The organism is Pseudomonas sp. FA-1, assembly GCF_056856075.1.
Genome location: NZ_JBWXTH010000006.1, coordinates 74,500 through 90,180 on the forward strand (window position 1 = coordinate 74,500; position 15,681 = coordinate 90,180).

15 protein-coding genes are annotated in these 15,681 nt (G+C 64.0%); 7 read left to right on the plus strand and 8 right to left on the minus strand.

The annotated features are described in order from the left end of the window. Positions 1-27: 27 nt before the first annotated feature. The 4 genes from AC1MHZ_RS12645 to AC1MHZ_RS12660 all read right to left on the minus strand — a co-directional run bounded on the left by AC1MHZ_RS12645 (position 28) and on the right by AC1MHZ_RS12660 (position 3,791). Positions 28-1,785: an OPT family oligopeptide transporter gene (locus AC1MHZ_RS12645; RefSeq protein WP_482966420.1), complete on the minus strand. Its 1,758-nt coding sequence runs from the start codon at positions 1,783-1,785 to the stop codon at positions 28-30. Positions 1,786-1,967: 182 nt separating this feature from the next. Beyond that, positions 1,968-2,204 (minus strand): hypothetical protein, encoded by a 237-nt coding sequence (locus AC1MHZ_RS12650; protein ID WP_084855689.1) that lies wholly within the window; start codon positions 2,202-2,204, stop codon positions 1,968-1,970. A gap of 121 nt (positions 2,205-2,325) precedes the next feature. Then, positions 2,326-2,649, minus strand: a complete 324-nt coding sequence (locus AC1MHZ_RS12655) for a phage holin, lambda family (RefSeq protein ID WP_084855792.1) — start codon at positions 2,647-2,649, stop codon at positions 2,326-2,328. A gap of 314 nt (positions 2,650-2,963) precedes the next feature. Then, the gene (locus AC1MHZ_RS12660; RefSeq protein WP_482966421.1) at positions 2,964-3,791 is read right to left on the minus strand and encodes a hypothetical protein; all 828 of its coding nucleotides are present in this window, start codon (positions 3,789-3,791) and stop codon (positions 2,964-2,966) included. 201 nt (positions 3,792-3,992) lie between these two features. Here AC1MHZ_RS12660 and AC1MHZ_RS12665 point away from each other — a divergent pair, with 201 nt between their 5' ends. The 3 genes from AC1MHZ_RS12665 to AC1MHZ_RS12675 all read left to right on the plus strand — a co-directional run bounded on the left by AC1MHZ_RS12665 (position 3,993) and on the right by AC1MHZ_RS12675 (position 7,115). Continuing rightward, a complete protein-coding gene (locus AC1MHZ_RS12665) occupies positions 3,993-4,847 on the plus strand; it encodes a DUF6502 family protein (RefSeq protein ID WP_084855688.1) in 855 nt (284 codons plus the stop codon). Next, positions 4,844-6,295 carry a DUF5666 domain-containing protein gene (locus tag AC1MHZ_RS12670; RefSeq protein WP_482966422.1) on the plus strand — a complete coding sequence of 484 codons (1,452 nt, stop codon included), beginning with the start codon at positions 4,844-4,846 and terminating at the stop codon, positions 6,293-6,295. The genes AC1MHZ_RS12665 and AC1MHZ_RS12670 overlap by 4 nt, the downstream gene beginning before the upstream one ends. Before the next feature lie 67 nt (positions 6,296-6,362). Continuing rightward, on the plus strand, positions 6,363-7,115 hold the full coding sequence (locus AC1MHZ_RS12675) for a hypothetical protein (protein ID WP_465002008.1): 753 nt from the start codon (positions 6,363-6,365) through the stop codon (positions 7,113-7,115). 15 nt (positions 7,116-7,130) lie between these two features. Here AC1MHZ_RS12675 and AC1MHZ_RS12680 read toward each other — a convergent pair whose 3' ends face one another. Next, positions 7,131-7,307: a hypothetical protein gene (locus AC1MHZ_RS12680; RefSeq protein ID WP_172402983.1), complete on the minus strand. Its 177-nt coding sequence runs from the start codon at positions 7,305-7,307 to the stop codon at positions 7,131-7,133. A gap of 396 nt (positions 7,308-7,703) precedes the next feature. Between AC1MHZ_RS12680 and AC1MHZ_RS12685 the strand changes: the two genes are divergently transcribed. The 3 genes from AC1MHZ_RS12685 (at position 7,704) to cfa (ending at position 9,735) form a co-directional block, all read left to right on the plus strand. Then, positions 7,704-7,874 carry a hypothetical protein gene (locus AC1MHZ_RS12685; RefSeq protein WP_172402982.1) on the plus strand — a complete coding sequence of 57 codons (171 nt, stop codon included), beginning with the start codon at positions 7,704-7,706 and terminating at the stop codon, positions 7,872-7,874. Positions 7,875-8,118: 244 nt separating this feature from the next. Beyond that, the gene (locus AC1MHZ_RS12690; RefSeq protein ID WP_482966423.1) at positions 8,119-8,544 is read left to right on the plus strand and encodes a DUF892 family protein; all 426 of its coding nucleotides are present in this window, start codon (positions 8,119-8,121) and stop codon (positions 8,542-8,544) included. Between the two features lie 36 nt (positions 8,545-8,580). Continuing rightward, the gene (gene cfa / locus AC1MHZ_RS12695; protein ID WP_482966424.1) at positions 8,581-9,735 is read left to right on the plus strand and encodes a cyclopropane fatty acyl phospholipid synthase; all 1,155 of its coding nucleotides are present in this window, start codon (positions 8,581-8,583) and stop codon (positions 9,733-9,735) included. Positions 9,736-10,344: 609 nt separating this feature from the next. On the opposite strand, the gene AC1MHZ_RS12700 is transcribed toward cfa, so the two are convergent. Continuing rightward, a complete protein-coding gene (locus AC1MHZ_RS12700) occupies positions 10,345-11,244 on the minus strand; it encodes a LysR family transcriptional regulator (protein ID WP_084855682.1) in 900 nt (299 codons plus the stop codon). 100 nt (positions 11,245-11,344) lie between these two features. On the opposite strand from AC1MHZ_RS12700, the gene AC1MHZ_RS12705 reads away from it, so the two are divergent. Continuing rightward, complete coding sequence (locus AC1MHZ_RS12705) at positions 11,345-12,106, plus strand: sulfite exporter TauE/SafE family protein (RefSeq protein ID WP_482966425.1); 762 nt, start codon at positions 11,345-11,347, stop codon at positions 12,104-12,106. A gap of 1 nt (position 12,107) precedes the next feature. Here the strand turns inward: AC1MHZ_RS12705 and AC1MHZ_RS12710 are convergent, their stop codons facing one another. Both AC1MHZ_RS12710 and AC1MHZ_RS12715 read right to left on the minus strand, forming a co-directional pair. Beyond that, positions 12,108-13,532, minus strand: a complete 1,425-nt coding sequence (locus AC1MHZ_RS12710; RefSeq protein WP_465002009.1) for a GGDEF domain-containing protein — start codon at positions 13,530-13,532, stop codon at positions 12,108-12,110. 147 nt (positions 13,533-13,679) lie between these two features. Continuing rightward, positions 13,680-15,509, minus strand: a complete 1,830-nt coding sequence (locus AC1MHZ_RS12715) for an SLC13 family permease (protein ID WP_480463193.1) — start codon at positions 15,507-15,509, stop codon at positions 13,680-13,682. Positions 15,510-15,681: the final 172 nt, after the last annotated feature.

Genomic DNA, 15,681 nt, shown 5'->3' on the forward strand with positions numbered 1-15,681 from the left:
TTTTTTGTGGGTGGTGCATTCTCGCGCTTACAACGTCCGCAGCATCTCCCAGAACGACGCCCCCACCCCAAGAATGCTCTCACCAGCAATCAACCCCGCTGCCGCTGTAATCGCAAACCGCTCGGTGACACTCGGCCAACGGCAGCTGACCAGCCAAGTGAGTACCGCACCCAAACCCATCATCATGCTGATCGACGCCGGCAATATGAAGGCCAACCCCAACGCGGCCGTACTCGGCAGCCAGCGAGCCGCCCGTTGCGGCAGCAGGCTGTCCAACGCGCCCAGCAGCACGCCAACAAAGCTACCGGCGACGATCGCGAAGCGGATTTCCGAGGAAAGTGCCTGCAGCCCCTGCGTCAGCGTTTGGGCCACGGCCTTCCAGGTCGCCACGGCCGGTGCGGGCCACTGCTGGGTGAGCAGCAGGGCCTGTGGATCGGGAATCAGCGTCAGGTAGACCAGTACGCCAAACACGCTGCCGATAAGGATTCCGATGCACTGCGCGATCAGCTGCTTGTGCGGCGTGGCGCCGATCGCCTGGCCGACCTTGAAGTCGTTCATCAGGTCGGTGGATTGCCCGGCCGCGCCACCCGCCGTGTTGGCGCTCATCAGGTTGATGGTCACCTGGCCTGGGGCGATCAAGCCGAAGCTCAATTGTGACAGCTTGCCGATAGCACCAATCGGCGCGATGCCGGTGGCGCCGACCACGCGCGCAGCGACCACGGCCAGGCAAACCGCCAATGGAATGCTCAACAGGGCCATCCACCAGTCGATCCCGAACAGTAGCGCTTGCAGGGGCACCACCAGTGCGATGGAGAGCAACAGCCCCGAAGCGGGCCAGGGGGAGAATCGTATCTTGGTGCACGGTGCGCGAGCGGCCCTGAGGTCGGCGGGCACTCGTCGGCGCTCTTGCAACAGCCGAACCGCCAAGGACGTCAGGGTCGCACAAACCATCAGGCTCACGCCGGGCCACAACAACCATTCCACCAGTGCGGCAAACTGTGGGCCGCTGGCGTCTGGGGCGAGCACCACCCAGCCATGGTCGATCAGCCCCGGCGCTAGCCCGCCCCATGCCAGCGCGGCGCCGAGCAGCAGCGTAAGACCCACGCGAATGCCGATGATGCTGCCAAAGCCGATGAGCATCAGCGATGGGTCGGCCGTGAAGGTCAGGCGTTCTAGCGTAGGGGTGGGCGACCAACGCGGTATCGTCCAGGCGAACACGTCAATCCATTTCACCAACCCTGACAGCAGCGCGGCGCTGAAAAGAACCCTGATTCGCGTCATGGCTTCCCGCCCGTGGTTATAGATCTGCTGCAGCGTTTCCAAGGTAGCCATGCCTTCGGGAAACTTCAGACCAGGGTCGGCGAGCAGGGTGGGGCGCAGATACCAGGCGATCCAGATGCCCAAAAAACTCACGGAGAAGACCCAGGCCATCATTGGCACCGGGTCCAGTTGGTGGCCGGTGAGCAGCGTATACGCGGGGATAGGTGCGACAAGCCCGCCGGAAACGATGGAGGCGGAGGCCGAGGCCACGGTTTGGTTGATGTTGCTTTCGTGCAGTGACCATGCCGGGCAGCCCTTCCTGCTCCCCGCCAGGCCCTGCCAAAGGGCAAAACCGACCAGCAAGGCGATGATCGACATGTTGAACGACCAGCCGATCTTGAGCCCCGCGTAGACATTCGATGGCGTGAGCAAGATGCCCAGCACCATGCCGGTGAGCACCGCCCGCAGGCTCAGTTCACGTTCTACGCGAATCGTGGGAAGAACTGTGGGTGGAGCATGTCCCATGGCAATCCTTTGTAGACGTTGCAGGCGCAGTCTCGAGTACTGAGTTCCGAATGCCACTAAGGTTCACCGCGCAGCGGCCTGTCGCGAGGTGTTTTAGTGGATGGATAGGGGTTATAAAACCATGTGCGCTCCCACCTAGAGGGGCGTAAAGCAGGAGAAAATCGAGCAAGGCAATTGCAGCCTTACCCCTCAGGCGGTGTTACGCCGCAGATAAAATCATCCGATCCCAACCGGTACGAGCCGTATTCCACGACGTACCCCTCACCGCGCCGTTGCGCTTCCGCTCGGGCCGTTTGCTGGTCGGCATAGACATCCACGAAATGCCAGGGGTGCCGGTCTCTCAGTACGCCCCAACCCAGGACCCTGCCTTCATGATCAGGGTCTGCTGGAAGGTTCTTGGCCAGGCTGCGAATGCTCATATAGCCCCTCCGTGATACCGGCAATGCCCCACGCTACTACGCTGTGGCCACCTCTGGTTACTGGCTTTGCATCCACCTGGATGGGCAGCCAGCCATGATCCCGGTGCCAGCGCGACAAACGTCAGAGTTGCTGTTCATCTTCCTCGTTGTGCAACACGAACCGCCTGGCCGCTGCGCGAATCCCCTCGACGCCCAGCAAGCCGATCACGCCTCCGAAAAACGGCGCGGTATCGAGGGGCACGCCGATCAGCGACAGGCCATGGCTGGCGGACAGGGCGAGGGCACCGCACAACGGCGCCTCTATCGCCATTCGCCGCAGTGAGCCGCCGCCATAGACCACCCGGAGCCCGGCAATGACGATAGCCAGGAGCCCGGCGTACCAGGCAGGCCAGTTCTCTTGAAGCAAGCCGGCGACCCAGGGCCAGACATCGATACGATCAATCAAGAAGCACCCCATTCGTGGGGCCGCAGCCAGACGGCCAAGCTCGCATGGGCTGGCTCGCCGCGTGGCGGGGGGGTGTTTTGAGGGGCATGCGTTGTGTCCTTTTTAGTGAGATAAGCCATGGTCTGCAGCGGATCGAGCGACGGCAACCCGCTGATGTCACGGGTTTGGTCTCTCTAGTGGGGCAAACCCTCGTTCGCCGACCTTGTGCAGCTTATGCAGAAGCGGCCTTGCGCCGCGAAAGGGCCCATCTACAGGCTGGGGCTTGGGCCAGATCGCTAACGGATAGCTGGTCATTGACTCTCTGTACCACAGGTCTATGCTCGAAACGTGGGAAAAAATCCCACGCAAAAGAACAGGCTGACTGGCCTCGGAAGGAACGTGCATACGCACATCGGCACAGACACCGGGATGGAGCACCCGCTGGTTGGCTGGTTGCCCGTAGGCAATCGGGATTCGTTGGTTGTTGCGTTTGTTTCAAGCGTGAAACTGCAACCCTGAAGCGGAGATTCATCATGCTGCTCAAGAAATGCTTGCTGGCGCTCGCCATTGGCGGCGCTCTTTCGGCATCGCTGGCTTTGGTACCTGACCAGATCAGTGATTTCTCCAGCGCTTATGCGAAAGATGGCGGTGGTGGAGGAGGTCATGGTGGTGGTGGCGGCCATGGCGGTGGCGGAGGAGGTCATGGCGGTGGTGGCGGCCATGGCGGCGGTGGTGGCCATGGAGGAGGCGGTCACGGCGGCGGCGGTGGGCATGGTGGAGGTGGAGGCGGTCACGGTGGCGGCGGAAGTGGTGGTGGCCATGGCGGTAGCGGTGGTGGCGGCCACGGCGGCGACGGCGGCGGCCACGGTGGCCACAGCGGCTCGGGCCACAGCGGCGAGGGTGGGCATGCCGGCAACAGTGGCCCGGGAAGCGCGAACAGCGGGCGTGGCCGCGATGATGGTCGTGATCACGATGAAGGCGGCCTGCATGGCGTTGGCCATAGCGCTGACGATGGCCCCAACCACGATGTCGGCGAGGCGCATGGCGTAGGTCACGGCGCCGACGATGGCCCCAACCATGATGTCGGTGAAGCCCATGGTGTTGGCCATGGCGCCGATGATGGCCCCAGCCACGATGTCGGCGAAGCCCACGGCGTTGGTCACGGTGCCGACGACGGCCCGGCCCATGACGTAGGTGATGATCGCGGCGGTGCTTGACCGCTGAACCCAGGACGACGGGGCCCGGCGCGATGGTCGGGCTCCGTGGTGGGGCAGGGCGTAGGCCAGGATGGTTGTGATGCCTTGGGCAAGCTGCTGGAATGGCCTGGGACCACACCGCTCGCCCGTCGATAAGGAAGACCTGCAATGCAATTGCCTACCTTGCCTCCTTCCCTCTTGCCAGCGTTGAAGCATGTCATGCGACCGCTGGTGAGGCTGATGCTGCGCAAAGGGGTCACCTTCAACAGCTTCACCCACGTGCTCAAGGAGATCTTCGTGGAGGTCGCCGAGCAAGAATTCCGTATTGATGGCAAGCCGGCGAGCGACAGCCGGATCAGCCTGATCACCGGCGTGCATCGCAAGGATGTGCGGCGCTTGCGCGCCCAGCCAGCGGCAGGCGACGCCGGCATGCCGGAGGCGGTTTCCTTCGGTGCGCACCTGGTGAGCATCTGGCTGAACCAGGCCCCGTTCTGCGATCAGCCCGGCCAGCCGCGGGCCTTGCCGCGCCTGGCCAGCGTGGGTGGCGACGGCTCGTTCGATAGCCTGGTCGCGGCGCTGAGCACCGATATTCGCGCGCGCGTCGTGCTGGATGAATGGCTGCGGCTGGGCGTGGTGCGGGTGGACGAGCAGGACCAGGTGCATCTGCAGACCCGGGCGTTCATCCCGCAGCGGGGCTTCGAGGAAAAGGTGGCGTACCTGCGCCACAACCTGCATGACCATGCCTGCGCCGCGGTGCACAACCTGACGGAGACGGGCGAGCCGTTCTTCGAGCGCGCGGTGCACTACGACAGCCTGTCCTCGGCGGGTGTCGAGCACCTCAAGACGCTGGTGCAGACCGACGGCATGCAAGTGCTCGTCGCTCTGAACCAGCTGGCGGCCGAGCTGGAGGCGCGCGACCCACCGCCTGCCGATGCCCGCCAGCGCATCACCGTCGGGCTCTATTTCTACACCGAACCCAGCCCGGCTGAGGCGCCCTCTGAAGCCAAGGCCAGCCCGCCATGAACAGGATTGCGCGCCTGGTCGCCAGCCTCGTCGTGCTGTTCGGCCTGCTTGTGCTGACACCTTTGGCATCGGCAGCACCGGCCTGCGTCGAGCCTGGCGGTATGGGCGGCACCGGGGCGCCAGCGGACAATGGGGGCATTGGCGGCACCGGTGCGCGGCCAGGTGGCGGAGGAATCGGTGGCACCGGGGCCCCGGTCGAGGATGGTGGGGTGGGTGGCACCGGCATTGTCGGCACCATCACCGGCTTTGGCTCGATTTGCGTCAATGGGGCGGAAGTGCATTTCGATGACCAGGCGGCCTTCAGCGAGAACGGCCTGCCAGCGAGCAGCCGGCGCCTGGCGATCGGCCAGGTCGTCGCGGTGGAGGCATACTCGTCACACCGGGGGCTGGAGGCGCGCAGCATCGCCATCCTCAATGCTTATGAAGGCCCAGTAACAGGGCTTGCCTCTGGCGATACGGCCCTGCGTGTGATGGGCCAGCCGGTGCGCGTGGCCATGGGTGCCCGCTTGGCGCCCGGCCTGCGCATCGGTGAAACGGTGCGCGTCAGCGGCCTGCGCAATGCCCAGGGTGAGGTCATGGCCAGCCGGATCGATCGTGCGCCAGGCCTGAGGCAGGCCAGCGCTATTGGCGATATCCGGCAAGCAGGCAACCTGCAGGGCCTGGCGCTGAGCAAGCCGCTGCCGGCCACCGGTGAAATGCTGGTGCGCGGTGCATGGAATGGCCAGCAACTGGAGGTGGCCAAGGCGAGCCGGGATCCCGCTTTCCCCTTCGCTGGGCGAGTGCGCAACGCGTTGATAGAAGGGCTGGTGCGCGGGCGACAAGGTGATCGTATCGACGTCGGCGGTTTCACGGCCCATGTCGGCGCCAGCCAGGCGGCGAGCCTGGCCATCGGCCAGCGAGTTCGGGTGAGCGGTGTATTCGAGCAGGGGCGCGGCATTCGGGTCGATCGGGTCGAGGTTCTGCACGGGCATTCCGGCGAGGCCGGCCACGCGAGCGGGCGGAAGGTCGAGTCGCACAACCATGAAGGCGCAAAGGCCGGGCACGGGCAGGCCGGAGCCCGGGTGCGCATCGAACACGATGGCTCCGGTGAGAAGATCGAGCGCCAGCAAGTGTCAGGTTCAGGGGAGCTCGAGCGTCGGGAGCGGATCGAGACGCGTGACGATGGAGATCGTGTGGAGACCCGCGAGCGGATCGAGGTGTTCGAAAACGGTGTGCGTGTGGAGCGCATCGAGCGGATCGAGAAAATCGAGCGCTCCGACCGGTCGGACAAGCCCGAGCGCATCGAAAAGATCGAGCGGGTGGAACGTGTGGAGCGGCCGGACAAAGTCGAACGGCCAGAGAAGGTCGAACGCCCCGAAAAGCCCGACCGCCCGGAGAAAATCGAGCGTCCCGAAAAAGTGGAGCGGCCGGAGAAGGTCGAGCGTCCGGACCACTCGGGGCCGCATTAGCACTGGGCCTGGCCTGATCGCTGGGTGAGCGATGTAAACGTCGATATGCAATCGCCACGAGGTGAGCATGATACCGATGCGCGCGCTGTTTCCCTGCCTGATGACCCTGGCATTGCCTGCCCTGGCCGATGACCTCAGCCTTTCGACGGGACTGGACTATTCCCGGGGCGACTATGGCACGGGCGCCACCAGCGAGACCTGGTACATGCCGGTGATCGGCAAGTACGAAGCCGGCCCGATGGTCTACAAGCTCACCATCCCCTACCTGCGCATCACCAACCCTGCAGTGGGCCCCGGCGGCGAGCCGTTGGCGGGTGATGATTGCGGGCGCGTCGAGAACGGCCTCGGAGACACGGTGGCCAGCGTCGACTACGCAGTGTTCGATGGCCGCGACGGCGGCAACCTGTTGGTGGACCTGGTGGGCAAGGTGAAATTGCCCACGGCTGACGAAGACCGTTGCCTGGGGACAGGCAAAACCGACTACTCCGCCCAGGTCGACCTGGTGCGGGCCTTCGGCGCCATGAGCGGCTTCGCCACGTTGGGCTGGAAGAAGTTCGGTGACCCGGCGGGCAGCGATTTTCGCGATCCGATCTTCACGTCCGTGGGCCTGGTCGCTCGCCTGGCGCCCGGCACGTCCGCCGGGGCGGCCTACGACTGGCGGCAGAAAGTGACCGCCGACGGTGATGAAATCCAGGAGCTCACCTTGTTCCTGACGCAAAAACTCGATGCGCATTGGAAGGTCCAGTTCTACGCATTGAAAGGCTTTTCCGATGCGAGCCCCGACACTGGCGGTGGATTACTTCTCAACCGTGCATTCTGAGGCTGGCCTGGCCAGTCACTGTAAGGTCGGTACGGCTGGTAGGCCACGAAGCGTCGCCTCGATATCGGCGATTCGCTTGGCAAGCCTGTCGGCTTCTTCATGACGTGCCTGGGACCTCAACAGGTCGCGCTTCTGGCGCAGCTTGAGCAGGTTTTTTTGTAGGGCGAGGGCAGAGGTCTGATACGGGTCCATGTCGGTCTCGTGCTGCTGGCATCCGTGCCGCTGTAGGAAAGCGGCGACCGTATCAGCTCGTTCAAACAGGTGAAACTGATGTTTCATACAGGAACTGGGCTTTATGTAATACCCCGGCTACGTGTACTTCAGATGAGTCCTACAAGGTGAGCGCGAGATACGTTTCTACTGATGAGCTGGAACAGGGTGTTTTACCCCGTAGATAGGGGGGTAGGTGCTCGTTACGCGTTCGAGCGGCCTGCAGGGGTCACGGCAAGTCATGCCGGGTTTATGGGAAAAGAAATGTTTCAATTGCCTGGCCCAGAGCACGTACTTGCAGGCGGAAAGAACAGAGGGATTGAACCCTTCAGCTGATGCACGGCTCGAACCCTGCAAAGGTTCGCACCGAGGTGGATCATGAAAAAGAACACCGGCAGCACGCCCACTCAATGCACGCCAGGTGAAGTCGAACGGGACAACGATGCCTTGCGACCGAACGCCCGACAGCCCGAAGGTGGCAAGACCACGGCCCAGCGCACCGCCGAGCAGGAAGGCGATACGGGGCAGGGCAAGAAAGGGGCCCGATAATAGGCGGGACGCCTCATGCCGATTGCATCAAAAAAGTTGCAGCAAAGTTGCAGTGAAGGCGTGCTGGCTGATCCGGGCCAGGCCCTGAATACGGCTGGCCAGCTCCCTATGAAAAGGGTTTCGAGTGTTGTGCAAGTATTCGTTTTGTTGCACTCAACCCCCATTTAATTTCAATTAATTTCAGCGTGCCAGCATTCTAAGCTCGTCCTGTCGCCGCGCAGTCCAGCGGCTTCAGGAGTTTTCCATGTCGCATGCTTGTGAATCACAGAGCCCTGCCGTACCGCCTTCCGATGACCTGATCGACTGGTTGCGCATGCTCATGCGCGCCGAGCGTGCCGGTGCCCGTCTGATGCTCGACAGTGCCAGGCAGACCAACGACCCCTTGCTGCTCCAGCGCCTGGAGCAGCTGCACCACGGCGAGGCGGAGAGCTGCCGCCGCCTGCGCAACTGCCTGGAACGTCTCGACGCCAAGCCTGGCGGGGGCATGGGCGAGTTCTATGGCAAGGCCATGGCCATCGCCGACCTGCACGAGCGCCTGCATTTCATCGCCCGCGGCCAGCGCTGGGTCGCCCGCCAATTGCAGGCCCGCCTGCCTTCGATCGAGCAGCCCTGGCTACGCCAGGAGCTGCAAGTGGTGCTGGGGCTGCACCAGGACACCTCCGACGTTTGAAGCGCGTCCGATTTCCAATACCCACAAGGACACACCATGCCTTCCGAGTTTTCTTCCAACCTGCCCGGCGCCGCGCCGGCCAACCGTACCACCCGCTTCGCCCGTGAACTGCTGGCTCAGGCCGGCCTTGGCCTGGAAGGCGAGCAGCCCTGGGACATGCAACTGCACACCGCCGATGTACCCCAGCGCGCCCTGGCCCAGGGCAACCTTGGCCTGGGCGAGGCCTACATGGACGGTGACTGGGACTGTGAGCAACTCGACGAATTCTTCACCCGCCTGCTGCGCGCTGGCGTGGCCGACCAAGTCAGCCCGATGGCGCTGATCTACCATGCGCTGCAGGCTCGCCTGCTCAATCGCCAGACCTGCCGGCGCGCCTGGGCCGTGGGCGAGCGCCACTACGACCTGGGCAACGATTTCTACGCCGCCATGCTCGACCCGCGCATGACCTACACCTGCGGCTATTGGAAAGAGGCCGGCGACCTTGCCCAGGCCCAGGAAGCCAAGCTGGACCTGATCTGCCGCAAGCTGGGCCTGCGCCCTGGTATGCGCGTGCTGGATATCGGCTGCGGCTGGGGCAGCTTCATGGGTTTTGCCGCTGAGCGCTATGGTGTCGAGTGCGTCGGAGTGACCATCTCCCGCGAGCAGTGCCAATGGGCAGAGAAACGCTACAAAGGCCTGCCGCTGGAGTTTCGCCTGCAGGATTACCGTGAGCTCGACGAGCGCTTCGACCGCGTGGTCAGCATTGGCATGTTCGAACACGTGGGGCGCAAGAATCATCGCACGTTCATGGAAGTTGCCGCGCGTTGCCTGGAGGACGATGGCCTGTTGCTGTTGCACACCATTGGCAAGAATCGACGGCGCGACGTGCCGGACCGCTGGATCGACAAGTACATCTTCCCCAATGGCGACCTGCCTTCGATCGGCCAGATCGGCGATGCCGCCGATGGCCTGTTGGTGGTCGAGGACCTGCATAACTTCGGCGCCGACTACGACCGCACGCTGATGGCCTGGCACGAAAACTTCGAGGCCCATTGGCAGTACTTCGCCAACGAGCTGGGCGAACGCTTCCGACGCATGTGGCGTTACTACCTGTTGTCCTGTGCGGGGGCTTCCCGTGCCCGGGACATTCAGCTGTGGCAATGGGTGATGTCACGCCGAGGTGTGCTCGGCGGTTACCAACGGGTCAGTTGAGTCATGCATAACTCGTTGATTTAGCGTGAGCCTGTGGGCTTGCCCTGCGATTGGGGCAGGCTCGATATCACTATCGCCTGGCAAGGGCTTCGCCCTTGATCGCGGGACAAGCCCGCTCCCACAGATCCACTGTTCTCTGCGCAAGGTCACCCAAAGCGGGCAGCTGCTGGTCGCCAGCGTTCATCTGATATGCTTTTTTTCCATGAACCTGAATCTGTAACCGTATCAGTCTCGCGCCGACAATACCCATCAGGCCCAGCCTTTCCAACCGGAGAGCGCTGGGCACGCTGAGCTGCGCCGCATCCGCGCCAGCCAGCCTCACCGTTCCCGTACATCTCTGTAGAGGTTCCGATGGGCAAGCTCGCACTGTTCCTGGGTGGTTTCCTGTTCCTGACAATCCTGATCGGCCTGCTGGGTACCATTCCGCCCAGTTGAGCCCGTTGTTCGAGGGCCCAGCCTGTACGATAAGTCGTTCTTTGCGCTGGGAAATCTGTCCACAAAAAACGTGGGTAGGTCTGTGGATAAAGTTCTGCAACCCAAGCTGGCGGCGGGCTCTGTTAAATTGAACAGAATTTGAGCAGCGCTGTCGAACCCAGCCCGAACCTTCGCTCATGGGCAGGCTCGACGCAGCATCTGCAACAGTTCCCGTACCCGCGCCGGTAGCTCGCCGGCCGGATACAGGGCATGCATCTGTGGGTCTTGGCCCGTGCTGGAGGTCAATCGGTAGTCGGGGCAGACCTTTACCAGGCGCCCGGCGCGTACGTACGGGTCACCTACCCAATCCGCCAGGCGCGCGATACCGGCGCCGGCCAGAGCGCTTTGCAGCACCGCGCCACCTGAGCTCAGGCGCAGGCGAGGGTGCGGGCGCAGGCTGGTGATCTGGCCATCGCGATAGAAGTGCCAGGCCTTGAGGATGCGGGGTGCGGTATGCAGGATGATCGCGTGCTCTTCCAGGGCTTCGGGGTGCCCAGGCGTGCCTTCCCGGGCCAGATAGTCCGGGCTGGCGTACAGGTAGCGTCGATAGCGCCACAGCGGGTAGCCGATCAGCTCACTGGACTGCGGGAAGGCGCCGCGAATGACGAAATCGAACTTGCCTTGCAGCGGGTCCAACGCCTGGTCGCTGAACTGCACATCCAGGGTGACCTGGGGGTGTTGCCGGGCAAACCCTGCCAAGACCTGGGGCAAGCATTGCTGGCTGAGCAGTTCCGGCGCGGCGAAGCGGATCCAGCCTTGGGCGGTGCCGCTGAGCGCGGCCAGTTCGTCCGTCGCGTCCCGTTGCACATCCAGTAAGCGCTCAGCGTGAGGCAGCAGGCGTTCGCCCGCCTCGGTGAGGCTCACGGCACTGGCGCTGCGATTGAGCAGCTTGGTTCCGGCGTTGTCTTCCAGCGCTTGCACCGCGCGGGTCACGGAGCTGGGCGAGCGCCCCAGGGCGCGGGCCGCGGCAACGAAGCTGCGCTTGTGCGCGACGCTTACGAACGCCTGGATCTCGCGCAGCATATCCAATGCCATGAAAGGCTCCTTGATTGCAGTTTTCGCAATACGGCATTTCACCATAAGCGCGCAGCTTTGATTAGCCTTGGCGCTCGCCTTGATGCCTGGAGCCCGCCTCATGATGGATATAGCCCTGCTTTCGCTGTTCGCCTTCGCCGCGGGCTTGATCGATGCCGCTGTGGGCGGTGGCGGGTTGATCCAGATTCCCGCGCTGTTCAACGTGTTGCCGAATGCGCAACCGGCAGCACTGCTGGGCAGCAACAAGCTGGCCTCGGTCTGTGGCACATCGTTCGCGGCGCGCTCATTCGTCCGCAAGGTGAAACTGGATTGGGGGTTGATCGTCCCGGCGATGCTCAGCGCCTTCGTCATGTCATTCGCTGGCGCGGCGACGGTGTCCCTGGTGCCGCCAAGCCTGATGCGCCCGGCGGTGCTGGTGCTGATCGTGCTGATGGCGGTCTATACCTTCTGCAAGAAAGACTTCGGCACCTTGCACAAGCCCGCCCAGATCGGCCGCAAGGAGCAGTGCCTGGCAGTGCTGATCGGAGGCGCCATCGGCTTCTATGACGGGTTGTTCGGGCCGGGCACCGGGAGCTTTCTGATCTTCCTGTTCATCCGCTTTTTCGCCCTGGATTTCCTCCACGCTTCGGCCTCGGCGAAGCTGGTGAACATCGCCACCAACCTGGCCGCGCTGGTGTTCTTCATTCCGTCGGGCAATGTGCTGTGGGCCATCGCCTTGCCCATGGCAGCGTTCAACATCCTCGGCGCCCTGACCGGTACCTGGCTGGCGGTACGCAAGGGCGCAGGCTTCGTGCGCGGGCTGTTCCTGGTATTGCTGTGCGTGCTGATCGCCAAGTTGTCCCGGGACTTGCTGGCGGGGTAGGTCATATCGCTTGGCGCTGGGCCTCGGCCTGTTCGACGCGGTTGCGGCCATCGGCCTTGGCCCGGTAGAGCGCCTGGTCGGCGCGGGCCAGCAAGGTGTCCAGGTTCACTGCACGCTGCTCGGGGGCGCAACCGGCCACGCCGATGCTGACGGTCACCTGCAGGTGCTGCTCGGCCTGGACTACGCGCAGGTCCTGCACGGCACGGCGCAGGCGTTCGGCGGTGAACTTGGCTTGCTCCGGTGCAAGGCCAGGGACGATGATCACGAATTCTTCGCCGCCCAGGCGGGCGAACAGCTCGCCTTCGTGCAACTGGTCTTGCAGGGTGCGGGCGAACTGGCGCAATACCTGGTCGCCCACGGCATGGCCATGCTGGTCATTGATGCCCTTGAAATGGTCGATGTCGAGCATCATCAGGGTCAGTGGCAGGGCCTGGTCATGTTGTTGACGGCTGTCGAGCAGGGCCATGGCGCGTTTGGTGAAGGCGCTGCGGGTGAGGGCACCAGTCAGGTGATCCACCGTGGCCTGGTGTGCCAGGCGTGCCAGCAGGCAGCGGTTGGCCTGGCTGACACAGGCCACCACCAGCGGGCCGAGCACCAGCATGGCGATGCCCAGGCGCGCCGACATCAACGTGGTGACCCCAGGCACGCTCTGCGGCAGGCTGAAATGCATGAGACTCTGGGCCACGGCGACGATCAGCGTGGTGCCGGCAGTGAAGGCCAGCACGCACACCAGGAACGGTGAGTAGATCCAGGCACACCAGAGCAGCGCCGCGATGGGAAAGGCGATGGCGCCTGGCCCGCCGAATGCGATGCCCAGGGCCAGGGAGGCCAACAACACCAGGATGGGCGTCACACGGATCGCCTGGGTACCACCGCGTACCAGGGTTCGCAGGTTCGGTGCGGTGAGCAGCATCGGCAGCACCAGCACGTTGGTGGAAAACTGCTCGCTGAACCAGGCCAGCCAGGTGGCCCGCAGCGACTCCTGGAACCACGGCGCTGCCACCACGCAGGCCAGGCTCGCCGCCACCATGGCGCTTGCGGCACAGGCGCCGAATACCCATAGCACGCCCTGTGGCGTGCGCATGCGCCGGTGCACACGGGGCAAGCGCGACAATACCTGCCAGAGGGTGGCGATCACGCTCAGGTTGCACAGATTGAACCACAAGGCAGGCTTCCACGCGCTGCCACTGGCCAGGTCGGCGGCGACCATGGCTACCCAGATGAGCACGAAGCCCCTTGCACTCGCCTGGCGCGGATAACGCAGCAGCAGGCCGGCGAGCACGGCGTTCACCGGCCAGAACAGCGACAGGGATTCGATCGGCCGGGCCAGGATGCCGCCCACGGTCAAAGCGAACGTCAGGCCGAACAGGACCAGGAGGGGAAGCAGGCGCGACTGGGCTGGAAACACCATGGGCTCGACCGGCAAGCGGGAACTGAATCCAGGAAAACGACCGAAGGCACCTGGGGCAATATCGTGTCAGTGTGTTTCGAGAGCGGGGACAATGTCAATTAGCTGGTGTCCTGTCGGTCGAAATGTGAACACATTGATTTTTCGTCGGTTTCTTGACGTCAGCTAGAGTCCGAAGAACCATGGCACCATGAACACCGTGACCAGCATCACCAAGAAGGTGAACGGCACCCCGACCTTGACGAAGTCGGCGAAGCGGTACTGGCCTGGCCCCAGCACCAGGGTATTGACCGGGGAGGACACCGGCGTCATGAACGCTGCCGAGGCTGCCAGGGCCACGGTCATGGCGAACGGGTAGGGCGACATGCCCAGTTGTTGCGCGGTGCTGATCGCCACCGGTGCCATCAATACCGCCGTGGCGGTGTTGGAAATGAACAGGCCGATCACGGCGGTAACCACGAACAGGCACGCCAGGATCGCGCTCGGGCCGGCGCCGCCCAGCACGCCGACCAGGCCGCTCACCGCCAGGTCGATGCCGCCGGTTCGCTGCAGGGCCAGGGCGAACGGCAGCATGCCGACGATCAGCACCAGGCTTTGCCAATGAATGGCGCGATACGCGCTGTCCATGTCGATGCAGCGCCCGGCGCCCATCAGCACGCAACCGATCAGGGCGGCCACCACATTGGGCACGGCGCCGCTGACCATCAGGCCCACCATGACCGCCAGGCTCAGCAGCGCGAACGGCGCCTGGGTGCGCGCCGGCGCCACCTGGTCGATTTCCGCAGGCAGGCTCAACACCAGGAAGTCCTGGGGTTGGCCTTGCAACTGGCGTACGGCCTTCCAGGGCCCCACCACCAGCAGTGTGTCGCCCAGGCGCAGTTTTTCCTCCACCAGCTGCGCCTCGATAGCGGTTTGCTCCCGGCGCAGGCCGACCACGTTCAGGCCGAAGCGGCTACGAAAGGCCAGTTCCAGGATGCTCTTGCCGATCAATTGCGAGCCGGGCGGCAGGGAAACCTCGGCCATGCCCAGCTCCTGGGATTGGTCGATGAAGTAGGCCGCCTTGAAGTGCAGGGGTTCGAGCTGCATGGTCTGGCACAGGCTGCGCAGGTCGTCGAGGTTGGCGAAGAGGTCGAGCAGCAGGACATCGCCCTGTTGCAGCACGGTGCTAGAGTCGGCCGCGATGACCCGGGTGGTGAACTTGTGCTGGCGCTCGATGCCGATCACGTTGGCGCCATGGCGGGTGCGCAGTTCCAGTTCGCCCAGGGTATGGCCGACCAGAGGCGAATGAGGGCGAATGCGCAGGCGTCGCTCGCGACCGTTGAGCTTGTAGTCCAGCACCAGGTCGAGCAGGGTGCGGCGGGTTTCCACACGGCCGTCCTTGCGCACTTCGCCGCTGAGCCAGCGGCGGGCGAACAGCATGTAGCCAATGCCGAGCACCAGCACCACCAGGCCGAACGGGGTGAAGCTGAAGAAGTTGAAGCCCTGCTCGCCATGGCGCACCAGTTCACTGTGCACCACCACGTTGGGCGGTGTGGCGACCAGGCTGAGCATTCCGCTGATCAGCCCGGCGAAGCTCAGCGGCATCATCAGCCGGCTGGGCGAGAGTTGCAGGCGCGCGGCAATGCTCAATACCACTGGGATGAAGATCGCCACCACGCCTGTCGAGCTCATCACCGAGCCCAGGCCGGCCACGGCGATCATCAGCAGCACCAGCAGGCGCGCTTCGCTGTTGCCGGCGCGTTCGCTCATCCATTCGCCGATCCGGTAGGCGATGCCGGTGCGCACCAGGCCTTCGCCGATCACGAACAGCGCGGCGATCAGCACCACGTTGGGGTCGCTGAAACCGGCCAGGGCCTGCTCGATGGTGAGGATGCCCGAAAGCGGCAGGGCGAGAATCACCAGCAGGGCGACCACGTCCATGCGCGGGCGGTTGACGACGAAGAGAATGACGACGATGGCCAAAAGGCCGAGGACCCAGAGCAGCTCATGGTTCATGGAGAGGGGTGATCCTTCACGCGAGGGGCACGGTAGAGAGTAGCGCTAGTGTGCCGACGTGTGGTGAAGGAGGTATTGATGCACTGCAAGGCTGCAGTCTGGATGACGGGCTTTCGGTAGGCGCGGCCTCGTGCCGCGAGAGGGCTGCGCAGCAGCCCCCTGCGTACGATGG